The organism is Lysinibacillus sp. Bpr_S20, from assembly GCF_023337835.1.
In the GTDB taxonomy this organism is placed as follows: domain Bacteria; phylum Bacillota; class Bacilli; order Bacillales_A; family Planococcaceae; genus Lysinibacillus.
Genome location: NZ_JALNLQ010000002.1, coordinates 1 through 24,303 on the forward strand (window position 1 = coordinate 1; position 24,303 = coordinate 24,303).

Annotated in this window: 19 protein-coding genes, 1 rRNA gene and 1 pseudogene; 11 read left to right on the forward strand and 10 right to left on the reverse strand. The window is 38.8% G+C overall.

Annotated elements, in window-relative coordinates; translation table 11 throughout:
* Window positions 1-261 precede the first annotated feature (261 nt).
* The 3 genes and pseudogenes from rrf to MWJ95_RS04675 all read left to right on the forward strand — a co-directional run bounded on the left by rrf (window position 262) and on the right by MWJ95_RS04675 (window position 2,270).
* Window positions 262-377, forward strand: a 5S ribosomal RNA gene (gene rrf, locus MWJ95_RS04665).
* Window positions 378-604: 227 nt separating this feature from the next.
* Window positions 605-877, forward strand: a pseudogene (locus MWJ95_RS04670) (MFS transporter); the annotation flags it as partial.
* Between the two features lie 184 nt (window positions 878-1,061).
* Window positions 1,062-2,270: an alpha/beta hydrolase gene (locus MWJ95_RS04675; protein WP_249104549.1), complete on the forward strand. Its 1,209-nt coding sequence runs from the start codon at window positions 1,062-1,064 to the stop codon at window positions 2,268-2,270.
* Between the two features lie 391 nt (window positions 2,271-2,661).
* Here the strand turns inward: MWJ95_RS04675 and helD are convergent, their stop codons facing one another.
* The gene (gene helD / locus MWJ95_RS04680) at window positions 2,662-4,887 is read right to left on the reverse strand and encodes an RNA polymerase recycling motor HelD (RefSeq protein ID WP_249104551.1); all 2,226 of its coding nucleotides are present in this window, start codon (window positions 4,885-4,887) and stop codon (window positions 2,662-2,664) included.
* Between the two features lie 169 nt (window positions 4,888-5,056).
* Here helD and MWJ95_RS04685 point away from each other — a divergent pair, with 169 nt between their 5' ends.
* Window positions 5,057-5,776 (forward strand): glycerophosphodiester phosphodiesterase, encoded by a 720-nt coding sequence (locus MWJ95_RS04685; protein WP_249104553.1) that lies wholly within the window; start codon window positions 5,057-5,059, stop codon window positions 5,774-5,776.
* Between the two features lie 700 nt (window positions 5,777-6,476).
* Here MWJ95_RS04685 and MWJ95_RS04690 read toward each other — a convergent pair.
* Window positions 6,477-7,499, reverse strand: coding sequence for a DUF2804 domain-containing protein (locus MWJ95_RS04690; RefSeq protein WP_249075282.1), 1,023 nt, complete (start codon window positions 7,497-7,499; stop codon window positions 6,477-6,479).
* Between the two features lie 182 nt (window positions 7,500-7,681).
* On the opposite strand from MWJ95_RS04690, the gene MWJ95_RS04695 reads away from it, so the two are divergent.
* The gene (locus MWJ95_RS04695; RefSeq protein WP_249075281.1) at window positions 7,682-8,176 is read left to right on the forward strand and encodes an amidase domain-containing protein; all 495 of its coding nucleotides are present in this window, start codon (window positions 7,682-7,684) and stop codon (window positions 8,174-8,176) included.
* A 365-nt stretch (window positions 8,177-8,541) separates the two neighbouring features.
* Entirely contained in the window at window positions 8,542-9,114 is a 573-nt protein-coding gene (locus tag MWJ95_RS04700) for a nitroreductase family protein (protein WP_249075280.1), read from the forward strand.
* A gap of 45 nt (window positions 9,115-9,159) precedes the next feature.
* Here MWJ95_RS04700 and MWJ95_RS04705 read toward each other — a convergent pair whose 3' ends face one another.
* Complete coding sequence (locus MWJ95_RS04705) at window positions 9,160-10,542, reverse strand: dipeptidase (RefSeq protein WP_249104555.1); 1,383 nt, start codon at window positions 10,540-10,542, stop codon at window positions 9,160-9,162.
* Between the two features lie 231 nt (window positions 10,543-10,773).
* Between MWJ95_RS04705 and MWJ95_RS04710 the strand changes: the two genes are divergently transcribed.
* Complete coding sequence (locus MWJ95_RS04710; RefSeq protein ID WP_249104557.1) at window positions 10,774-10,962, forward strand: hypothetical protein; 189 nt, start codon at window positions 10,774-10,776, stop codon at window positions 10,960-10,962.
* Window positions 10,963-11,245: 283 nt separating this feature from the next.
* Here the strand turns inward: MWJ95_RS04710 and MWJ95_RS04715 are convergent, their stop codons facing one another.
* The gene (locus MWJ95_RS04715; protein ID WP_249104559.1) at window positions 11,246-12,115 is read right to left on the reverse strand and encodes a DMT family transporter; all 870 of its coding nucleotides are present in this window, start codon (window positions 12,113-12,115) and stop codon (window positions 11,246-11,248) included.
* Window positions 12,116-12,671: 556 nt separating this feature from the next.
* On the opposite strand from MWJ95_RS04715, the gene MWJ95_RS04720 reads away from it, so the two are divergent.
* Window positions 12,672-13,220 (forward strand): RNA polymerase sigma factor, encoded by a 549-nt coding sequence (locus tag MWJ95_RS04720; RefSeq protein WP_249075277.1) that lies wholly within the window; start codon window positions 12,672-12,674, stop codon window positions 13,218-13,220.
* Window positions 13,221-13,716: 496 nt separating this feature from the next.
* Here the strand turns inward: MWJ95_RS04720 and MWJ95_RS04725 are convergent, their stop codons facing one another.
* The 6 genes from MWJ95_RS04725 to MWJ95_RS04750 all read right to left on the reverse strand — a co-directional run bounded on the left by MWJ95_RS04725 (window position 13,717) and on the right by MWJ95_RS04750 (window position 18,367).
* On the reverse strand, window positions 13,717-14,160 hold the full coding sequence (locus tag MWJ95_RS04725) for a MarR family winged helix-turn-helix transcriptional regulator (protein WP_249075276.1): 444 nt from the start codon (window positions 14,158-14,160) through the stop codon (window positions 13,717-13,719).
* Between the two features lie 23 nt (window positions 14,161-14,183).
* Window positions 14,184-14,588, reverse strand: coding sequence for a transcriptional regulator Spx (gene spx, locus MWJ95_RS04730; RefSeq protein ID WP_249075275.1), 405 nt, complete (start codon window positions 14,586-14,588; stop codon window positions 14,184-14,186).
* A 353-nt stretch (window positions 14,589-14,941) separates the two neighbouring features.
* The gene (locus MWJ95_RS04735; protein WP_249104561.1) at window positions 14,942-15,265 is read right to left on the reverse strand and encodes a hypothetical protein; all 324 of its coding nucleotides are present in this window, start codon (window positions 15,263-15,265) and stop codon (window positions 14,942-14,944) included.
* Between the two features lie 75 nt (window positions 15,266-15,340).
* Complete coding sequence (locus tag MWJ95_RS04740; protein ID WP_249075273.1) at window positions 15,341-16,906, reverse strand: ABC-F family ATP-binding cassette domain-containing protein; 1,566 nt, start codon at window positions 16,904-16,906, stop codon at window positions 15,341-15,343.
* Window positions 16,907-16,945: 39 nt separating this feature from the next.
* Complete coding sequence (locus MWJ95_RS04745; RefSeq protein WP_249104562.1) at window positions 16,946-17,131, reverse strand: SE1832 family protein; 186 nt, start codon at window positions 17,129-17,131, stop codon at window positions 16,946-16,948.
* Between the two features lie 189 nt (window positions 17,132-17,320).
* Window positions 17,321-18,367, reverse strand: a complete 1,047-nt coding sequence (locus MWJ95_RS04750) for a PseG/SpsG family protein (RefSeq protein ID WP_249075271.1) — start codon at window positions 18,365-18,367, stop codon at window positions 17,321-17,323.
* A 288-nt stretch (window positions 18,368-18,655) separates the two neighbouring features.
* Here MWJ95_RS04750 and MWJ95_RS04755 point away from each other — a divergent pair, with 288 nt between their 5' ends.
* The 3 genes from MWJ95_RS04755 (at window position 18,656) to MWJ95_RS04765 (ending at window position 24,303) form a co-directional block, all read left to right on the forward strand.
* Window positions 18,656-19,501 (forward strand): NAD(P)H-binding protein, encoded by an 846-nt coding sequence (locus tag MWJ95_RS04755; protein WP_249104564.1) that lies wholly within the window; start codon window positions 18,656-18,658, stop codon window positions 19,499-19,501.
* Window positions 19,502-19,844: 343 nt separating this feature from the next.
* A complete protein-coding gene (locus MWJ95_RS04760; protein WP_249075269.1) occupies window positions 19,845-20,399 on the forward strand; it encodes an NADPH-dependent FMN reductase in 555 nt (184 codons plus the stop codon).
* A gap of 121 nt (window positions 20,400-20,520) precedes the next feature.
* Complete coding sequence (locus MWJ95_RS04765; protein WP_249104566.1) at window positions 20,521-24,303, forward strand: DEAD/DEAH box helicase; 3,783 nt, start codon at window positions 20,521-20,523, stop codon at window positions 24,301-24,303.

A 24,303-nucleotide genomic window follows, 5' to 3' on the forward strand; every position in this document is an offset into this window, starting at 1 on the left:
AGGTAGATAGGTTCGAGGTGGAAGTGTGGTGACACATGGAGCTGACGAATACTAATCGATCGAGGACTTAACCAAAACGTTTGAAACATTCAATGCACCGTTTATCCAGTTTTGAAAGAACAACTCTTTCAATAAAGGGTTTCAAGATACGAGTAGTTCGAGGAAACGATGGAGAGAGGGAAGGAGCGTACTCAAGTACGTGACTGACTGAACGACAGAAGCTGACGAAGAAATACGACGTATATTGAAAGCCGACAATAGTCTAGTGATGATGGCAAAGAGGTCACACCCGTTCCCATACCGAACACGGAAGTTAAGCTCTTTAGCGCCGATGGTAGTTGGGGGCTTCCCCCTGTGAGAGTAGGACGTCGCTAGGCATTTAAAAAAAGTCGAGGATTTATTCCTCGGCTTTTTTCTATGAATACTTCATAGCTCTATAGAATATAAAGATGAAGTGTGAATGACTATTAAAGTATTGGAAATGTTAAAATAAGGTTTCTTTTGTATCTGAAAAAGCAGATGAAAGTAACAACCATGCATATGGGATGTATCGAAATTTGATACATCTCTTTTTTATGTACACCCGTTATTTGTATGAATTATAGGTGAAAGAATAAGTTATTCTCTATCTCAAGTAGCTGGCGCAATTGGCACAGCGATATTTATATCTAAAATGACAACAGGTACAAATAAATATATGGAAAGCGCGGCAAATCCAATGGATCCAGTTGAAAAGTTAAATGGTTTAACAGCTGGTTTCCAAGGGGCATTTACGCTTGGAGTAATCTTTATAATTGTCGCCCTTGTGGTATCGTTTTTCTTAAAAGGACAGAAAAAGAAAGTAAAAGCCGCTCAGCTCATATACAATGAAAATTAGAAGGGCCTAAATTTTGTATTGTAATTTAATATGGCTCATAAACTAAAGTTGTGGATGATATTTTGAAAATGTATGCCATGTGTTGATTGGAGTGGAGGCTGGGCGACTCCAGAGAAGGGCCTAGTCAGAACGGAAATCAACCAACCGTTATGTGATGAGCCTTAATATGGAGAGGGATGAAGAAATGGATCAGGGACAACTAAAACAACTAGCCTCATGGAGGCCTAGAGGTTTTATTCAATGGTTACTGACGGTTCTTGCAGTAATTGCATTTGCTTTTATTAGCATTCTGACATACTATATTTGGAATCCAAGGGGCCTTCCGAACATAATGAGTCTCCTTGGAGCGATTGCAATGGTTACGCCTAAGTTTTTATTAAGTATAACTGTTGTGATATTAATTTTAGTAGGGTTAGCTGTTTGGAGAAAAGCGTTAATAGCTTGGATAATCTTGATTCCTTTAGTTTTACTATTAAGTTTTCTAACCGTAGAGCCAATCATTAAAATGTCAAACTATGCTAAAAATGAAAATGTTTCCTCCTCCCTTATTTCTCATTTTTTTGGTAAGATAGAAATAACATCCAAATTCATACAGGATATCGTGTACGGAACAACTCCTGATGGTGTGGAATTAAAGCTTGATGTATGGCCAGCTCAAGGAGATTCAAAAAAATCACTTCAACCAGCTGTTGTAAAAGTACATGGAGGCGGATGGGTTGAAGGGAATAAAGGGAATACGCCAAATTGGAATCAATGGTTAAGTGAATTAGGATATACGGTGTTTGATGTGGAATATCGTATGCCTCCTCAAGCAGGATGGAAAGATGAAGTAGCCGATGTGAAATCTGCAATTGGATGGGTAGCAGAACATGCGGATACTTATAATATCGATCCCAAAAAAATAAACGTCATGGGAGATTCAGCCGGTGGAAATCTAGCTATGTTAGCTGCATATAGTATGGGAGATACAAAGTTGCCTCCTTCAATAAATGTATCAGCAGTACCTATCAATTCTGTGATTAACATATATGGACCGGCAGATATGACGGAGTTTTATAAAAATAATCCTAGTCCTGACTATGTGCAAGATGTGATGAGAAAATATATTGGGGGTACACCCTCACAATTTCCTGATCGTTATAAAATACTTTCTCCGATTAGTTACATTCAGGAAAACGCTCCTCCTACTATTACACTCTTAGGAGCAAGTGATCGAATTGTTCCAGAAGAACAGGCTGAAATTTTGGATAGGAAGCTAAAAGAAAATAACGTTCCCTATGAACTTTATCTTCTTCCAAGAGCCGATCATGTTTTTGATGCAGTACCCAATAGCTTGAGCGCTCAATTTGCTTATGAAAAAGTAAAAGCCTTTCTTCAAAAGAATAATAAATAAAATATAAAGGAGAGTAATTAAAAGGTTGTATTAATATGATTCTCCTTAGCGGGGGAAACGTCATTTTTTCCTTCTCATAAAAGAGTAGACAAATGTGTCCACCTGTAGAAGATGAGCATGAACATATCTATCCATATTGGCAAGCTATTCTTTTTATCATAATTTTGTAACTATCTTCATATAGTATTACTAAGCCTATGAAAGGAGTCGTTATCATGCGCATGCCGGCACTACCTAAAAAGAAGTCTCCTCCAAGGGAAGCACCAAGGTCATGGTGGAAAGTTGTAAAAGCGTATTTATCCAGAGGGAGGTTTTACCGTTTACCACCTCGGAATCGATAAATGAGCATTAAATGTTCGATGTAAAAAAAGTCGCCTAAATAGCGACTTTTTTATTCTAATAGAAATGTATTTTTGGTTGGACCGATTAAATAAAGTTCATGCATGGCTCGAGTGAGTGCCACATAAAGCAGCTTGCGATCAATCTTCGTATCGTAGAAAGGTGTATCGAAGGCAGCTACAATCACAGCATCGAATTCAAGCCCCTTTGCTAAATGACTCGGAACTACGAGCAATAATTCCTGATTGATAGACTCATTTTCAGTTAGAAGCTGAGAATCAATTTTTTTGTCTTTTAATGCTTGCTGCATTGAAATTGCCTCTGAAGTCGTTTTACAAATTAAAGCAATAGATTGATGTCCATTGGCTCGAATGGCTTCAAAAATTTCTTTAATTTGCATGGCATCAAATGATTGTGCCTGAACATAGGTAGGGACATTGCCATGACGAACTACTGGCTCAACTAATGGAAGCTGTTCATCCATTTGTGCTAAAACCTTGTTAGCAACCTCCATAATTTCAATGGTTGTTCGATAGCTTTTTTGAAGTGTTCTAAAGCTTGCTCTAGGGAAAAGATTTTGGACAGGTTCCCAGGCAGTAAGGGAACGATAGCTATGAATTCCTTGTGCTAAATCACCGACCATCGTAAACATATCAGTTTCAAGCCCGGTCTTTAAAGCAGCAAGCTGAAATAAACTATAGTCCTGTACTTCATCGATGAAAACGACACGCATTTTCCATTCATCTGGAATGCCCTTTATACGAGCTTGTAAATAATAAAGGGCGGCTAAATCTTCGAGCACCCATTGTTCTTTAAAATGTGCCTGTAAAAATTGCTGTTGCTCAAGATAATGCCATTCTGGTGCAAGCTCTGCTAAAAGCTCAGCATTTGTGAGAAGCGTACGATAGAGTGTCTTAATGTTATGTTTAGAGAATCTTCGCATATAAACGGTTGCAGTTGATTTTGCAGCGCTCTCAATAGCAGGAATACGTTCATCTCGCTCATCAATAAACTTAGTGACAACACGACGACGTTTGGCATCATCACGAATTCCATCAAGTGCTTTGCCAAGTGCCTCATCATATTTTTTATGGAGTGTATTTAAAATAGCCTGTTTCTTTTGACGGGCATGGCTTGCAAGCACTTTTTTAATATGTGCCAGTCTTTTTTCAATTGGCATATAAGAAAACTCATATAAAAATAGCTTTTTTAGATGTGAGGCACGCATAATGCAATATTTTTCAATGAAAACATCCTCAAATTGGTTGGCAATTTCCTGCTCGATCTTTTGAACATATCGTTCTATTACATCACGATAATAAAGAGAGCCCTTCATTTCGGATATCCAAGAATTTCTCTGTTGGGGTCCTCCCGCAACAAGAGATTCTAATTGTTCATTAGGATTTTGAAGTTTTAGTTTTAGCTTAGTCGCAGCAAGAACATAATCAGTAAAGGTTGTTTGACAAATTTTATCGACACCAAGCTCTGGTAAAACATCCCCAATATAATCGATAAATAACTTATTCGGTGCTAAAATCATGAGCTGCTCAGGGTTAAAATGTTCACCCATTGTGTAGAGGAAGTAAGATATTCGGTGTAGGGCAATGGTTGTTTTTCCACTACCAGCAGCACCCTGTACGATAATAGGCTGACGAAGATGTGCTCGTATAATATCGTTTTGTTCCTTTTGAATGGTGGAGACGATTTCTGTCAAACGCACATCTGCTTTTCCAGCTAATGCTTCTTGCAGTAATTCATCGTTTGTTGTTAAATCAATATCTCGTAAATCAAGCAGTTCACCATCATTAATTTTATATTGTCGTTTGGCAAATAGGTGTCCCTTATGGATTTCTCCACGAACATCATATTCCATATCCCCAAGGCGACCATCATAATAGACGTTTGCTACTGGTGAACGCCAATCGACGATAATAGGCTCGTGGGTTTCTCGATGAAACAAAGAAGTTTTTCCTATATAAAGAAACTCTTCTGGATCTCCTGTCTTTTGAAAATGAATTCGGGCAAAGTATGGCTTTTTTTGAATAGCCTCTAAGCCTTCCTTTTGGTTTCGAGCCATTTCAAAGAAACGTGCATTTGCTAGGATATTTATATAGCCTAAACTTGAATCTAAATAATCAAGATCTGCCATCGACTTACGAATATTCTCCTGAGCAGATTGCAAACCTCTTTGCGATTCATTTAAAATTTGCTGCATGTAATTTTTGGTGTAAGCTAATCGTTCCACTTCAGCCTGAAAATCTGGATGTTGTGCAGTCATTTTTTAGCACCTCCTATGTACTTACATTTTCAAGTAGATTCTCATACTACTATATAAAATATTTACCATCAAGTGAAATTGTATTAGGCTTATTTTGGGAGAAGGTAAACGGAAATTTAATGCCCATCAGCTAATCGGTTGAGGGTGGATAAAATAGGAGGTTTTCAGATTGGACATTTTTGCCCATAGAGGTGTTTCGGCACATTACCCAGAAAATACTATGGCTGCTTTTGTAGCCGCGTCAAAACTACCGATTACAGGAATTGAATTAGATGTTCATTTAACTGCGGATAGGGAGTTAGTCGTTATTCATGATGAAACAATCGATCGTACATCTAATGGCTCTGGCTACGTAAAGGATTATACGCTACAAGAACTTCGTGCATTTGATTTTGGTTCATGGTTTTCTTCTAAATTTGAGGATGAACGCATACCCACTCTAGGAGACATTTTAGAGCTATTAGCTGGTACCAATCACCTTATTAATATTGAGCTCAAAACCGATGTATTTCCATATGACGGGATAGAAGCACTTGTGATTAGGGAGGTTGCTGCATTTCAAATGACAGAGAGAGTGATCATTTCCTCCTTTAATCATGAATCTATTCAGATTGTCTCACAAAGAGCACCATATATTGAAAAAGCGGCACTGTTTGCAGAAATTTTAGTTGATTTTAACGGCTACACAGCTCAAATCCCAGCAGATGCTATACATGTCAGCTTACCTACAGCATTTCGAAGATCCATTCAAGAAGCTCTTAATGAAGGAGCAACTGTGCGTGTATATACAGTTAATGATGTCGAGTACGCAAAGCAATTACGACAGATCGGTGTACAAGGACTATTTACAGATGACCCGGAGAAAATAGTGTCTGCGTTGATAGGATAGAAATCGGAGCAGGTGATAGGAAAGCGATAGCGACGGAAAGAAGAGCCAAAGTGACGGATAGAAATCAGAGCGACGGAAAGAAGAGCCGAAGCGACGGAAATAACGGTCAAAGCGACGGAAAGAAAGTCAAGAGCGACGGAAAGAAGAGCCAAGGTGACGGATAGAAATCAGAGCAACGGAAAGAAGAGCCGAAGCGACGGAAATAACGGTCAAGGTGACGGAAAGAAGAGCCGAAGCGACGGATAGAAATCAGAGCGACGGAAAGAAGAGCCGAGGTGACGGAAAGAAAGTCAAGGTGACGGAAAGAAAGTCAAGAGCGATGGAAAGAAGAGCCAAGGTGACGGATAGAGTGGCCAGGGCGACGGAAAGAAGAGCCAAGGTGACGGATAGAGTGGCCAGGGCGACGGAAAGAAAGCCGAGGTGACGGATAGAAATCAGAGCGACGGAAAGAAGAGCCGAAGCGACGGAAAGAAAGTCAAGGTGACGGATAGAAAATCAAGAGCGACGGAAAGAATCGTCAAAGCCGAGGATAGAGCAGCGAAAAGCGTGGATAGAATAGTCAAAATCGTGGATAGCCTCGCCAAATCCGCGGATATTCGCTATGCGTGAGCTTTTTCGGATTTAACGCGCTGAGGATGTATGAATGTCAGTGCGTTAAATCCTAGTATACGAAGAATATAGCAGATGGAAATTCAAGTTCTTACCATTTTACGCGATTTTCTTCGATACTGCCTAGCATTTGTTTGATGACAAGTGTTTCGCCATTGTCTAGTAATATGGAGCCATCGTAGTAGCCAAACATTTGATGAACTTCAGATTTTATGAGGCCAGCTTTTGTTACGGCAACACGCTCGAAAAATGGGGAGAATGTTAATGAAACTTGGTTAGTGAATTTAGTCTTAATTTTCCATCGTTGCATTAAATCCTCTTGATTATATTTGAACAATACATCTTCATGTATTTTGGTCATTTTGCCTTCGACGAAAACTGCATTTTCGGTCATGCCAGTTCCATCTGTCCACTTGCCGCCTAAATTGAGTCCGATTCGTCTACCTCGAACTCGCTGTGATGCCATTCCCCAAGTCCATGTGGATTGGCGCGGCCAAACGCCACGACTGTATTCTAGTACAGAGAAATTTTCCTCGGAGGAAAATGTAAAACGGCGAGTACCAATCGACACTAATCCAGAAGTAGGAAGTATATGATGCTTTCCTGTAAATTGGAATGTTTTACGATTCCAAGGAATGACTACATTCAATGACTCATCTGTAGGCGGATGCTGAATGACAAGCTTTGCACATAAGGTATCTCCATCAAAGTCCGGGATCGAAACGGATAGGTGAGTTTCATTTTGTACATATGTCATATCGATCATCATTTCACTATTTTTGAAGGTTACTGAATCTAGTACCTGTGTAGGCATTTTTAACTTTCCACCAAATGGAATTGTGATTGTTTTTTCAAAGTAGCGTTGTGTTTCATATTCAAGGAAATAGACGAAGCAGACCGCTGCGTAGTCGAGATGGCTAATAGTAGCTGAGAAGATGATCTCATCACCGTAGACACACCAATAATTCCATTTCTTTTTGCGCATGATATGGCCACTTAAATTGCTGTTTATGAGAGGTTTGCGTGCAAATCCGATGGCAGCTGGATTTAAATTACCTTTTTTATCGCATAAAAGAGTAGGTTGTATAATTTCTTTCTCAGCATGCTGCTTCACATTTAACATCCCTTCTGGTTCATAAAATAAAAATCTATAATTCCATACCCTTATTGTAGCAAAAACTATCTTAAAATTGGAAAAGTTAGTGCCAATTCAGACCACATTCGACATTTTTATGAATAAGGACCTAGCTAATAGAATTTCCTCCTTATACATATGTTGAACTAAGGAGGGGAAGCGTGGCAAAAATGTATAACAGACAGGCTGCTGTGCAGTATGCAAACTTGTGGTGGAACAGGCGTAATCCAGCATTTCCGAATTTTACTGTTGATTGTACAAACTATATATCCCAATGTTTACTTGCTGGAGGAGCACCAATGCGGGGGGCTCCAAACAGGGGGAAAGGTTGGTGGGTTCAACATGGAAATTGGAGCTTTAGCTGGTCTGTTGCACATTCCCTTAGATGGTATCTGGAAGGTTCGACAACGGGGTTGAAGGGTAAGCGTGTACAATCTGCTGAAGAATTAGATCTTGGAGATATCATTTTTTTGGATTTTCAAGGTGATGGAAAGATTGATCATTCCGTCATTGTGACGAGTATCCAAAATGGTGTTCCTTATGTGAATGCACATACTTCCGACAGTATTCAACGACCTTATTTTTATGAAGATTCTACGGCCTATACACCAAGCATGACTTATTACTTCATTCATATAGAGGATAGTTTTGCTTAAGGTGATAGCAGTGTTAAAGCTCATGGTTTTGTGATAATGTTAAGGGTAGGAGATATTCATTTCGCCTTGGCGTAATTGTTGTTGTTGTTGTTGTTGTTGTTGCTGTCGCTACGCTTTCGCACAGATAGACAATGCGTCCGGATGTTGAATTGTGCCCGCACAATTCATCCTTTGAAAATCCGTGATATCCGCCAGAGGCTTTGGGCCAACACGGTGTTGATTACTCAGTCGTTGCCTCACGACGTGGCGTACTTAGACTGAGTTCCTTTATTTCAGTAGTTGTCTGGATACCCAAAGAAAAGGAATTATATCTGAATGAAGATAAATCTTAATTATTGTAATGGTATAGAAGGAGATAAGAGTAAATGAGCGAACAATTTTTGACTGTTAGGGATGCGATTATTGAGCGTCGTTCTATTAAAAAATTTAATGGAAAGCCGGTAGAACGTGAAGATTTATTGGCCATTATTGACGATGCAGTGTGGGCACCGAATCATGGAAATCGAGAGCCTTGGCGTTTAGTCGTTGCTTGTGGTAAGGAGTTAGAGGCTCTTCATAATTTATTGCGTGATCTAGCGATACCGAAATGGCAGGAGCTTTCAAGTGAAGATTTAACGAAACAAATGACGAAATTCACATTACCAGGTGGCTATGCTTTTGTCATCGTTCCAGAGGATGCTCGACAAAAAGAGCGATTAGAAGATTACGCAGCGGCAAGTATGTTTATTCAAAATATTCAATTGCTAGCATGGGATAGAGGAATCGGTTCATGTTGGAAAACACCTGGGTTCCTAGATAACCCAAAATTCCGCGAAGCTCTAAAGGTTCAGCCGGGAGAGCGCGTCATTGCGATGTTACAGGTCGGTTATTTTGACGAAGTACCAAAAGGGAAAGAACGCAAAAAATCAGAAGATATCGTTACGATTTTTGGAGAGTAACATAGTAAAATCCCCTCATTAAAATTGATGAGGGGATTTGTCATTTTATTTTTGTAATGCAGCTACTTCGAATAAATAATCACTTAAAACACGTAATCCTTTATCGAAGTTTTCTAAATGGAAATGTTCATTTGGTGCATGGAAGTTTTCGCTTGATAAGCCGAAGCCCATTAGCACTACCGGCAATTCTAAAATTTCATCAAAGGCAGCCACGATAGGGATTGATCCTCCTCCGCGTGTGTAAGCAGTTGGCACGTTATAAACTTTTTCGTATGAGCGACCAGCAGCTTGAATAAATGGATGATCAAATGGTGTTAGGAATGGACGACCTTTATCGAATTCTGAGATTGTCACCTCAACGCCAGTTGGCTTATGTTTTTCAATATGTGCTTTTAATAGTGCTACAATTTCATTAGGCTCTTGATTTGGCACAAGACGGCATGTGATTTTTGCACCAGCCTCAGCAGGAAGTACTGTTTTAATGCCTTCACCTGAGAAGCCACCAAACACACCATTGACCTCTAATGTTGGACGTGCCCAAGTGCGTTCTAAATAGGAATAACCAGCTTCACCGAATAACTCCTTCACGCCAACTTCTTCCTTCACGGATTCTTCATCAAAGCCAAGTGCACGGTAAGCTTCACGTTCTTCTTCCGTTAATGATAAAACCTTATCGTAGAAGCCCTCCACTTGAATAGTGCCATGCTCATCACGGAAAGATGCTAAAATGTCAGCTAATGCATGAATAGCGTTTTGGACACCGCCACCGTAAAGACCAGAGTGAAGGTCACCTTTTGCACCACGAACATCAATTTGAACCCCGGTTAAGCCACGTAATCCATAGCATACCGCAGGCTTACCAGGACCATATAAACCTGTATCAGAAATCAAAATTAAATCGGCAGCTAGTTTCTCCTTATGCTCTTCAACATAGGCAGGAAGGTTAGGGCTACCAATCTCTTCTTCACCTTCATAGATGAATTTCACGTTTACTGGTAAAGTGCCCGTTGTTGCAAATAATGCTTCAATCATTTTTAAGTGCATAAACACTTGTCCTTTATCGTCACTAGCACCACGTGCAAATAGTTTGTTATCGCGGATTGTAGGGTTGAAAGGCTCAGTGTCCCATAAATTTAACGGGTCAACCGGCTGAACATCATAATGACCGTAAAATAGAATAGTTGGTTTACCCTCAGCATGTAACCAATCAGCATAAACAACAGGGTGACCTGCAGTTTGCGTAATGGAGATATTCTCAAGATTTAGCTTTTTAAAAGCGTTTGCTAGCCACTCAGCGGCATTTTGTATATCTCCTTTATGCTCTGATAAAGAACTAATACTTGGAATACGTAAAAATTCATTTAATTCATGTAAATGTGCTTCGCGATGTTCTGAGAAATACGCATCTAATTGCTGTAAATTTGTCATCTAGCATCCCTCTTTTCTAATATTTCGATAATAGAAATAGTATAGCATAATGTGGTTGGGGAATCTTGTTATAGCAATGGTTTCTAACGTTTTAATTAATGCTTTGCGTTACAGATAGTATAGCATTATGTGGCTGGGATTCTTGCTATAGCAATGGTTTCAATATTATTTTTTTCTAGGTATATAACAAGTGAAGGTGGGAAGAGGGATTCAGTTCAAAGGGGGTTTTAAATGTCTTCTACGACAACTTTAATCGAAGACTTCAACGTTTTTTATCGCTTTGAAAATGTATGGAATGGTTGCAACGCTGATGAAATGAATACGTTGATTTCACCGGATAAAGTAGTGCGGTGGGTAGGACCTGGTAATGATATTTCAGATTGGGGATACGAAGAGACTTGTAATGGTTGGGTAGTATAAACATTATGAAGGTCATGATCCAAAATGGCATTTTAAAGAATTGCATATTACACCTGGATCTGAATTATCTCAAACTAACCACTCGTATTTGAGTGGTTTTTATTATGCTCTATGAAGCGGGGGAGAGTCCATCTTGGTATCGATTTATTGGATCTGGAAAACTCATATACAGCAACATACTTATGGCGTTTTGTGAAATAAGCTTATCTATGAACTAAAGTAGAGCGGTCTTTAGCAACATAAAAAAAGCTGAATGAGAGAGATCATTCAGCTTTTAGTATGCTTACTCTCGAATAACCAATAGTACACCACTAAAGATTAATATAGTTCCAATCCAAAAGGGTACGCCGATTTGTTCTCCTAGTAATAGCCATCCTAGGAAGGTGCCGACGATTGGCTGAAAGAAGAAAAATAAACCTCCACTTGCGGCATTCAGCATCTGTAATCCACGATTCCACAGTAAGAAGCCGCACGCTGTAGAGATAACGCCTAAGTAAAGTAGGCCACCTAAGATGGATGGTTCTAACATAATGTGGAAGTCTAATTTTAGTAGTCGTGGAATAGCTAAAGGTGTTAAGACAATGATAGCGACAAGTGTTCCATAGCTAGTGACAACGATTTGTGAATACTGCTCCGGTACCCGTTTAATAAGAACGGACATCAGTGACCAAGTTAGGGCAGCAATTAGTAGAGCGACTCCACCTAATTGATATGATGAATCAATACGTGCACTACCTACGATCATATAGACTCCGAATGTCGCAAGAATAATAGAAACAGCTTTTTTTAAAGTGATTTTTTCTTTTAAAATGAATCTCGCAAAGACAACCATAAATGCCGGTGTCGTTGCTGTAATAATGGCTCCCATTTGAGCAGTAGACAGCATAGTACCTATTTCTTGGGCAACGATAGAAATCGTATTTCCGATGAACCCAATCATAAAGATTAACAGCCAGTCACGCTTATCAATTCGCCATGATTGTTTTGTAATAGTGCCAATAATGACCAAAGCAATGATTGCAATCATATAGCGCAGCCATACTAATTCTAAAGGTGGTACGGTATCGACAACTACTTTAACTACTACATACATGCCACCCCAAATGCTAGCAGCAAGTGATAAATATAAGGAACCTAATAAAGTTTTTTTCACGTTTTCCCCTCCGTTATCTCTAGATAATACTGTCCATAACGGAGATATGAAGATTCTCCGTTAAGGGAGAATCACTTCAGGTACATCGTGTTCGAATAATGGTGAGAAGATCATAATAGCCAGCCCCCTTTATAGTATTTCATTTATCATATAACAATTTTTTGAATTTGGTTAGAAAAAAATGGTCTGAATCAGATGAATTACCAAATTCAAATAATCCAATCAACTTTGCCTGGCATAAATGTATCTGTCGCTTCTGACGCATGTCAAAAAAGAATATTGAATCTCCTTTTTACATAGTTTTCTTCATTTATTTTTATAGATAATTTAAGGGAAAGTTATTGAATATACAATAAAAAAGAAGAGGGATGGGCGAGTTATGGAGCTTTTTTTCGAATAAAAAGTATAGTAATAAAACATTATTTACGAATATTACAAGTGAAAGCATTTAAGCTTACATGATTGTAATGTAATTGAAAGCCAATACGATAGAGTGTAATACATTATTTTGCGAGAATATGTATAGAAGCAAGAACAAGAAGCGGAGGAATACACAATGAATGAAAAATTAGAAGGCGTATACGAGGAATACAATCGTTACATATACCATTTATGTTTAAAACTTACTCGCAATAATGTAGAAGCTGAAGATTTAATGCAAGAAGTATGGGTAAAAGTTGTACGCTATGAGAATAGCGTTGCCGAGGTAGAGCATATTAAAGCTTGGCTAACAACAATTACAATGAATACATTTAGAGATCGCTATCGTAAAAAAACACGACGCAGTAAATACATGATGAACCAACCTGAAACATTAGACGTACCGATTTTAGATTTGGTTCCCAACAATGACATTTCAACAGAAGAAAAAATTGAAAAAGATGTTGTTACTAAATTGGTACAGGATAAAATGGGGCAATTAGATGCAATCTATCGTAAAACATTATGGTATTTCTACATAGACCAATATTCACTTGCTGAAATCTCTTCAATTATGAAAGTTTCAATTGGTACTGTGAAATCTCGTTTATTCCGTGCAAAAGCTCGTTTGAAGGAAATGCTAATGGCTGATGTATCCATAGTAGAGTCAGTGTTGCCAGCATAATGAAATGCATTGGTCGCACTAGCATAATTACTTAGACGGAAGGATTTGTTCGGCCAATTCGATAAAAGGTGCATTGCAAAACTATTTTGCGATGCATCTTTTTTTTATGGATTTTTATCGCCGATAATCCGAGATCAAATCCTAATATTGTGTAAAATTTGTCCAACTTAAATTGGAATTCGCCGCTAAAACTGTGAATTGAGCTGCTAACCAAAGGAGAAACGCCGCCAAAATATAAAGTTTCGCCGCTAACCAGGTAAAGAACGCCGCTAAACCTCGAAATTCCACCGCTAGGTACTAGACTTCCAAAGGAGCCAGAATCGCTGATAAAACACCGAACATCGCCGGTAAAAGAGCCAGAATCGCTGATAAAACCTCAAACATCGCTGATAAAAGCGAAGGGGAGGGGCAATCATCTAAGAAACCGTGCGAAAAGAAAAACACCTTAAACAGTTAGATTGCCCATCTAACTGTTTAAGGTGTGAAAATGAAGCTTTTACTCATATCGATTTTGTTCAGCATTGAGTAATTTTGAAAAAATATCACGCAATGTTTGTACTTCCTCAGCTGACAGCATCCCAAACATATTGTGTATAAGGTCGCTTACTTGCTGACGGGATTCTTCCAAAATATCTTCCCCATCAGCTGTAATTTTCAATTGAGATGCTCGTCGATCTGTTGCATGCTGAGTTTTTTCAATAAAGCCAGCATTAATCAGCTTACTAGTTAAAACAGTGACACCGCCTGTTGTCACTTTTAACCGATCAGCAATGGCAGAAGGGCGCTTTGGTCCCTCCTGCGATAAGTAGTCTAAAATTAAAATATGGGATTTTGAAAAGCCGAGTACATTATGATTATTCCACTCGTTTGCCCATTTACGCTCAATGGAAGATACTACTTCAAATAACGAGGTAATGGCTCTTTCTTTTTCTTGATCCATATAAGGTCAACTCCAAAACTGTTTTAACTTTCTTGTGCTAATCTTGTCATCGCGTCTAATTCATAGGCACGTACTTTACGTGGAATAAAACGACGGATGTCCATCTCATTGTAGCCAACTTGAATGCGTTTTTCATCAATTAAGATAGGGCTTCGTAACATTCTTGGATGAGCTTGAATGATAGCAAACAACTCTTGAATAGAGAGCTGGTCAATATCAACATTTAAATTTTTGAAATCATTTGAGTTAGTTGCAATAATTTCGTCTGTTCCATCCTCAGTCATGCTTAAAATTTCTTTAAATTCGGCAAGTGTTAGTGGATGTGAAGTAATACGTTTTTCTTTATATTCAATGTTGTGATCTTTTAACCATTTTAATGCTTTTCTGGATGAAGAACAGCTCGCTTGTGAATAAATAGTAACTGTCATTCTTCATTCCCCGCTTTCTTTTTTAGGATTATATATTTAATATATATCTTATTAGTAAGTTAATTAGGTTATACACATATCTTACTAGTAAGCTATATATAAATCAATAGTTATTTGAAAAATTTTATACAGAAATGAATTTTTTCTTCTACACTAAAATATACGCACCAAAGAGCGAAAAGTTTCACAAATTCGGCTTACAATGATGTAAGTTTACTTCATATAAATAATAGAACTTCATAGAATATCGGGAGCTGCTCTAATATAGAGAGCAATAGTCTGATTTAAAGGAGATAGATATATTGTTAATCCACTGATTATTTTTATGATTAAATGAAGGCTTTTATGCATAGTTAAATAAATTTTTGTTTCAAAAAAGAATGGTTTGGAAAGCTTGGGGAGTAGGGGAGCGCACATACTGCTAATGTTAAGTAGAAGAAGCGCACAGGTGAGCGAGAGATTTGTTCGGGTAGGCCGAAAAAGTGATCGGGTCCACCGAAAAACTGCTCTGGTAAGCCAGAAAAGTGATCGGGTACACCGAAGAACTGCTCGGGTAGGCCAGAAAAGTGATCAGGTGAACGGAAAAACTGCTCGGGTAAACGAGAGAACTGATCAGGTACCCCGAAGAAATCCTTAAAATAATCGCTCGAGTATAGTTCCTGACAAACGTTACCCATACTCGAGGCACAAAAAAGAGGGCAGCTCAGTGTGATCCTTCAATCACACTGGGCTGCCCATATTAATACTATTTTCTAGCTTTGTTGTCCTGAAGTAAACCAGTCTTGGACATTCCAAACCTTTGTTGCTAAACCTTCGTAGAAATCAGGTTCATGGCTTACTAGTACGATTGTGCCTTTGAATTCTTTCATGGCACGTTTTAGTTCTTCTTTTGCATCGACATCCAAGTGGTTTGTCGGTTCGTCAAAAATAAGCCAGTTTGCTTCTTCCATCATGAGTTTACATAAACGTACTTTAGCTTGTTCACCACCAGATAGAGAATTAAGTGGGCGAGTAATATGCTCAGTTTTTAGTCCTGCGCGTGCTAATGCTGCACGTACTTGTGCTTGCTCCATAGAGGGGAAAGCGTTCCATACATCATCAATTGGCGTAATTTTTTCAGCTTTTACTTCTTGTTCGAAGTATGATGGGTAAAGATAGTCACCGCGAATCACTTTTCCATCTAGCGGATTTATTTTGCCTAGCATTGTTTTTAATAATGTTGATTTACCGACACCATTCATACCGACTAAAGCAATTTTTTCCCCACGTTCAATAGCAAATGTTAGTGGAGGTAGTAACGGCTTTTCTTTGTCATATCCAATGACTAAGTTTTCAGCCTCTACTACATAACGACTAGAAGAGCGTGCCTCTTTAAAGCCGAATTCAGGCTTAACAGCTGTTTCAGGACGGTCGATACGCTCTAAGCGGTCAAGCTGCTTGGCGCGAGATTTTGCACGACCAGTAGTGGAGTAGCGCGCTTTATTTTTCGCGATGAAATCCTCTTGTTTTTTAATGAATTCCTGTTGTTTTTCATAGGCATCGATATGCTGACGTTTATTGATTTCAGCAAGTTCTAAAAACTTTTCATATGTCGCAGTATAGCGAGTCAATTTTGAAAATTCTAATTGGAAGATAACATCTACTGTCTCATTCATAAATTCAGTATCGTGCGAAATTAATAAGAAGGCGTGTGGATAGTTCTTTAAATAGTTTTTCAACCATGTAATATGCTCTTCATCTAGATAGTTCGTTGGCTCATCTAGTAATAATACTTTTGGTTTTTCAAGTAATAGCTTAGCTAGCAAAACCTTTGTACGTTGACCACCGGAAAGAGCAGCAACATCACGTTCCAAGCCGATTGCATCAAGACCAAGACCTCGCGCAACCTCTTCAATTTTCATATCAAGAGAATAGAAATCTCCTGCATCCAGAGCATCTTGCACCTCAGCCATTTGCTCTAGTAAATCTTCTAATTCTTCAGGTGTTGCCTCAGCCATTTTTCCTGTAATTTCGTTGAGTTCTTCTTCTTTTTTATATAAAGGAAGAAAAGCGTCACGTAATGCATCACGCATAGTTCGTCCAGCTGTCAATACAGTATGTTGGTCTAAATAGCCGTAATGTGTTCCTGGCAGCCACTCAACTTTACCTGTATCGTGGATTGTTTGGCCCGTAATGATGCCCATTAATGTTGACTTACCAACACCGTTTGCACCTACAAGACCAATATGATCACCTTCAACTAGACGGAAGGAGACATCTTTAAAAAGCGTGCGGTCACCGAAAGAATGACCTAAATTTTCAACTGTTAATATTGCCATATATATTCCTCCGAGATAGCGGCTGTATACCGCTAGATATTAAAGTTCTGCTAATTGTTTATTTAATTCAGCTAGCTTTGTTTCCATATTTGCAAGACGTTGCTCTGCTTTTGCTACTTGATCATTATGACCTGTAGATTCAAGCTTCTCAATGTCGCCTTGTAAATTCATATAGTCCATTTTTAGCTCTCTAATTTGATATTCAATATCACTTTTTGATGGCATGGTGATTGCTCCTTTATGTGTTTATTATAATGAATGCGTGTAAAAGCGATGGAGGTTTTTTTATCCCCCACCGCTTATTAGTTACTATCAATCGGGTACTTATGTTGCTTGAATCCACTTCGTATAATTAAAGATAAACGAAAGTGAAAAATTCTACTATATTGTATCATATTCACCTTCAAAGAATCACTAAGTAGAAGCGATATTGTGGCGATCGTAAGCGAAATCTAAAAGCAATGACTGTAATGCTTCATTATTACTTGCTAAATTGAGCTGGCGTTGTTTTTTAACAGCTCGTTCGCTTCGAGCCTCATGTAATAAAAATTCCATGACTGCGTTTTGAATTTGTGATTGCTTCATTTTACGACCTAGTCCAAGGTGAATAAAGCCGTTCTGTTCGCGTGGGAAGGCGTGTAATAGCTCTGCCTCAGTTTGTGCAAGGGTAATACAAGGTACACCATAAGAGGCGATTTTGTAAGGTGTATAGTTAGCATTACAAATAATAACATCTGCTTTTGGTAATAGTTTGAGGAGTGCATTTTTATCACGTAGAATGGCAGTATTACGACGACTGAGCACCATCATTTGCAAATCATCTGTTGCATGTTGATAGCTATCATCAATCATCACTGTAATTTGTAGTGGGATTTGTAGCTGCGTTAAGTGTCGAAGAGTACGGTATGTTAGGTTATGCTCGTCCCCATCCTCAAAAGCAACAACAATATGAGGTGGGTTTTCAGGTGTTTTACATTCTGGTCTATCCTCAAAATTTTGAAAAGCTTGTGGTAATGCGAAGTTGAAACTACCACCAATATAATGGGATGGTAAATAATCTTTAACTTCTTGATAGAGTGCTAGCAATACACAGTCACAGGCTTGACCACCCTCACCAAAATCATCAAAATGAATGATTGTTTTGCAGAAAGGTCGTAAATTTTGAACTTGCCAGCTTTCAGAGTTACGGCCATCTCTTACAATTAAATCAGGCTGAATACTCTTCATTTGCTTTGGTAGCTCATCGAAATGTTCAAATAAGATTGGCGAGAGATTTTCATTCATTAAAATTTGAATTCCATCATTTGAAGGGGTTTTGACAAATATGAAAACTTTTTCATTTGTAAGTTGCTTTGCCAGCGTGGCCACCCGTTCAAAAGGATACAGCCCTTTATCGATACAGCTTTCAATAATGAAAACAATCGTCTTTTTTAGTTCCATTTTTTGAGTTTCGTTTTGCAAATGTATCCCATCCTTTCATCCGTCTATTTAAACTATGGTCAATGATGGGCAAGTATGTGTAAAAAATTAGGATTAGATAATTTATGACATAATGTGAAAAAGAGGAGGATAGCTGCCTGCCTGAAAATAGTTTTTCAAAACTCCTAAAATTAAATAGCTCCCTCATTAACCGATAAATAAAGTAGAGTTTGTAAAAATATACATAGGATATATTTAGCTTTTCAGCAAAACCTTTGTTCCAGCAGTACGACTACTGGGGTGAACGATCTTTAGAAGGAGGTACAATCAATGGGAATGCGCGCAGCGATTGTTGTAGGGGCTACTGGATTAACAGGTACCTCTTTAGTAGAACAATTATGTGAAAATGATGAATATGTTTCAGTTACGGTTATTACACGAAGAGCGCCAGCATATACGCATCCAAAGCTAGAAGTTAAAATTCGTAATTTTGATGCTTTAGAGGAAAAAGATATCGAATTTGCACATGAGCTATATTGTTGTTTAGGGACAACGATTAAAAAGGCAGGATCTCGTGAGGCATTTGAGAAAGTAGATTTTGAATATCCACTAACTATTGCCTCATTAGCCAAAAATCGAGGGATCCCACATATGCTAGTTATTACAGCTATGGGGGCAAATGAAAATTCTCCATTCTATTATAATCGAGTAAAAGGAAAGCTTGAACATGATCTTATGGAGCTAGGCTTACAGAGACTTTCGATTATTCGTCCATCTTTATTGGTTGGGGAGAGAGAAGAATTTCGCTTTGGTGAAAAAGCGGGAGAGAAAGTTTTAAAGCTGGCAAAACCACTATTAGTTGGTCCTTTAAAACGTACGAGAGCTATAGAAGCTTCTCAGGTTGCGAAGGCGATGCTAGTTATTGCACTGTACGGCGATAAACAGCCGGTTACAATTTACCAATCTCAGGAATTGGCTCAGCTAGATTTTCCCGAAGCGCAGGATGAGGATGTTTCAAGGGAGCAATTATTTAATTGGGAGAAGCGCAAATCATTAAGTCCTAGCGGTGAAGAAGATAAAGTAAACCGTGAAGTCTTGATTAATCGAGGTAAATTTAAAATAGAAGAAACCGTTGTAGATAAGGAAGTAAAATTCCAACGTCGTGAGGATAAATAAAGGTCCATCATCGAAATTTCTTTATTAAAATGTATTCAATGCAGATAAGTTGATTGGAGTGGAGGCTGGGCGACTCCTTGGGGATCAGCGTCACAGATGAGACCCTGCAGCGAAGCGAAGCGGCTCATCGGACGCCCCCAGGAAAGCGCCCAGCCGGAACGGAAATCAACTCCACGTTATGAGCCAAATATTATTTTAATAACTTTTAGAAATCATATTTCTTGTGTAGACTACGTTCCGCCTAAAGACTGAATTTACGGTTTTAACCACTACATTTCTTTCCGTGCCTCTTTTCATTTGTTACAATATTATTGTAGAAGATAAATGTGGAGGCAAAGTGAAAATGAAAATTTTACTCGTTGATGGCACGATGTTCGGTCGTAAAACAGGTGCTATTTTAGAGCAAGTGGAGCAATATATTAAAGAATTAGATGCAAGTTTCGAATTAGAAATTATGCATTTTAGTCAATATAAACATCAAATTGTAGACGGTTCGCCGTTAAATGATGATATGAAGGAAATGATTCAAAAGTTCGAGGAAGCGGATGCGTATATTATCGCTACACCGATTTTCCAAGCATCAATTCCGGGTGTATTAAAAAATGCATTTGACTTCTTACATCCGAAAACAATGCGTTATAAGCCTGTATCGATCGTGGCAAATGGTGGAACGTATCAACACCATTTAGTAGTAGAAAATCAGTTGAAACCAATTTTAGACTACTTCCGTGCACTTGTAACTCCGAACTATGTATACACACACACATCTCATTTTGATGCAGATAATCATATTGTCGATGAAGATGTTCATAATCGTTTACGTGAATTGGCGCGTGTTTTTGTGCAGTATTGTGAAATGAGCAAAACATTGCCGAAAGAACCGATTGATCAACATTAATATAAAATCTTTATCCCTTGCGCGGTGGAAGGAAATCACTGTGCAGGGGATTTTTCTTTTCAAGTATTCTTTTATGATGTGATAAAATAGAACTTTAGTGAAACGGAAGGGAGGGCTGCTCATGCAGGACATCGCTATACTAGAAAAACAACGCTGTAGTCTAATATTGACTAATAAAGCGAAGGAAGCGGTAGAGGAATGCTCAGCAAATGAGCATGCCTTTTTTGCCTTACAAAAAACATTCACCGTCTATATCGAAAAGCGCAAAGCAAAAACAGTTGGTGAAACATTTTTATCGATTTATTTTAATGCGGAGCAAAATGAAAAGTTAACGGACGTCCTTGCAGAGAAAACAGCCATTATGGATTGTGTGCTAAAGGTTGAAGGATTATTAGCTACAAATATTCGTTTTGTACATATGCGTGGCCCCATCAATACAAACCGACGCTTACCGGCAGCATTACAACTTGTCACAAGACCTAATAATGGAGCAGGGATTCCGCTTGATCTTCATAAAAAAATAAGAGAGCTACCAATAGCCGAGGAGCGCACAGAATATGTGAAAAAGCGTATTTCGAGCTGGGAAGGCTATTTAAAAATTCAAGAACGCGATGCGACAATTGATGATATTCATACAGAATTTAAACAAAGCTATTTTAATGAGGATTTTACTAGGCTAACCATTGTCTGCCCTTATATAAAATCAAAGGAATGGAAGAAGCTTGAAGGATTAAGTGTAAGCATTCAAGGGGTACGCGGTGAAATTGGACAAGTATTAAAGGCTAGTGCAGGGAAGCAGACAGTAGAAATCGACTTAAAGCCTTTTGTGCAGGATTTAGCACGTAAAGATCATCTTAATCTTCGTTCAAAGCAAGCGAGCTTTAGTAATTTTGCGACATTGAGTCAAATAAGACGATTACGCAATGGTTTTACAAAGCTAGAAAAAGGCGAGGCAGTTAACCCTAGCTTAGAGACGATCCTATTCGAAAAACGTCCAACTGTCCGAACAGCAAAGCTTCGAGAGGATATTGTTTTTCACAATAATTTAAACGAATATCAGCGACGAGCTGTTTTAGGAGCACTGTCTGTTGAAGATTTGTATGTCATTCAAGGACCTCCTGGCACAGGGAAGACAACCGTTATTTCTGAAATTTGCCAGCAAAATGTCAAGGCGGGTTTAAAAACTCTCGTAGCTTCTCAATCAAATCTAGCCGTAGATAATGCTTTAGGACGACTTCTTTCTAATCAAGAAATTCGAATTTTACGCTACGGTAGAACGGAAAGTATTGAAGAAGAGGGTAAAAAATTTATAGAGGAAAATGTTGCGCTTCATTGGCGTGAGCAAACACTCTCAGCGATTGAAGAGGAAATCACAGCTTTTACTGCACGTGAACAGGAACTAAAATCAAGTATTGTCAAAGCTGAAGAAGAGCTAGAAAAGCTTGAGACATGGCTTGAGGAGCTAACGAAAGAAATAGCTGCGAAAGAACAGGCTGCAATTGACGAGCCAATTTTACAGCAGGAAATACAGGCGTTAAAGAAAGAATTAAAGGCTGCAAAAGCTGAACAGCAGGAAAGCGAAGCACATAAAGAGCATTACGAAAAACAGCTAGCGCAAATTGAACCGGCTGTAAAGAAGCTTGAGCAAACCCTTGCTGAAAGCCCATCTATAGAGCAACTAAAGCTTACGATCGAGGAAACGACACAGAAAATTGAGCAATTGGAAGCAGCTGCTCAATATAAGGAGCTGCAAGAGCAAAAGCAGCATCTAACACTGCAGTTCAAAGATATCCAATCGAAATATGAAGAGGAAAATAAGCGTCTTCAATTAATGAAGGAAGCCGAAAAATATATCGGTACTTTAACGTCCTATGAGCGAATCGAACGATTTTTACAACATTATCAAATTCGCCCGTCCTATGTGCTGTCACAGCAAATTAGTCGTTTGCAACATTTAGAGGATGCCAAAGATTTAGAGGCGTGGGCAACCATCAATTCACGTCTACAAAAAGCGATTGCAAAGCTGGAGTCGTTGGTATCTGATGAAGAAAAAGAACGTGCCCTTGCTAAAAGTAGAGTGCAGCAAGTTCAATCGTTTTCATTGCAAAATCTAACAGGAGTTTTTGCGCAGCTCAATACAGCGTTTCAGGATGATCAAACACCACCTGCCGAGCAAATTGAGAGTTTCTTGCTCGGATTATATATGCGTCGTGATTTTGTCTGGCAAAAAGGCGTAGCTCTTAAACAACAACAAGAGCACAAAGATCGGGAATTTGAGTCCTTACGTAAAGGTATTGGTGGCTTAATACATCAAGAATGCGCAATTACAAGCTTTGATGTTCAAAGCATACAGCGACAATTGCAGCCATTTTTACAGCATACAGAACGACTACAGCAGCTAGCAGAGACATTCCATATTGATGCTGAGCCAGAAGATTCTGTAGAGCATTTAAAAATGCTTGTTTCACAATCGAAATCTTCTCTTCAAACAGCACATCAACAGCTAGAGGCGGTAGAGTATGCTAATACACAGCTCCTACCAAAGAAAGCAGCCCTTCAAACAGCGCAGACTAGCTTACAAGAGGTTGAACAACAGCTAGCGCAATTAGAAGAAAATATAAAAGAAATTAATATAGCTGGATTGAAGAAGGAGAAGCAGCTCTTAGCCTGCACAAAGCTCTTACAATCAACACCAGAGCGTACTCACAAGGAAGTAGAGGAAGCAATTGCATCCTCCAAAACAGCCATCGTGGAATTACAACGTAAGGAACAGCAGCTACCTCTTCGAAAAAAATTACAAGAGCAATGGCGTGACAAGCTACATAACGCTACAGAATATGATTTAGATGAAATTCGTAAATTATATGTGCGCCATGCGAATGTTATCGGTACAACATGCGTCGCTTCAGCAAGTAAGGAATTTATGGAGAACTACCCGACATTTGATGTTGTCATTATTGATGAAGTATCAAAGGCCACACCACCAGAGCTATTATTACCGATGCTTAAAGGTAAAAAAGTTATTTTAGTGGGCGATCATCATCAATTACCTCCTCTACTTGGAGACGATACATTGGAGGAAACGTTAAAGGCGATGCTCGATGAAAATCCAAACTTTGACGGCGCGCAAGAGTTGAAAAATTTGCTGCGTGAATCACTATTTGAACGCTTATTTAATAATCTACCGCAAACGCATAAGCAAATGCTGGCATTGCAATACCGAATGCATGAGAAAATTATGCACAGTATTACACCATTTTACGCGAAAGAAGAAAATGGTCTACAATGTGGTTTACCAGATTCAGATGCAGCGCGAGACCATTGTCTTGAAGGACAATTTGTTAACCGTGATGATCATTTGCTATGGGTTGATATTCCAACCGAGAAACCTTATTTAGAGGAGCAAGTAAAGGGTGGAACGAGTCGTTACAATGAAGGTGAATTGCAAACAATTCGACGTATTTTAATCGATTTGAATACATCTGTTATTGAAGCGAAAGCAGCTGGACGGATGCCTAAGGATGCACAAAAAAGCGTTGGCGTTATTAGCTTCTACGGGGAGCAGGTCAAGAAAATTAATCGCCTTCTGCAACAAGAATTACAGCTACCACATCTTCAATTTAGAACTGGGACAGTTGATAAGTTCCAAGGTATGGAGATGGACGTTATATTAGTTAGTATGGTACGTAATACGCCTAAAGGGGGAGACGTTGGCTTCGCAAGAGATTATCGCCGCTTAAACGTCGCCTTATCTCGTGCGCGAGAGCTATTATTACTTGTCGGAAGTGCTGAGATGTTTGCCAAACGTGCGAAACATCCAGATACACGAGAGATGTACAGTAATCTGTTAGAGACAGTGAAATCCTATAACGGCTTACGTAATCATGAAGGACAGGTGATATAG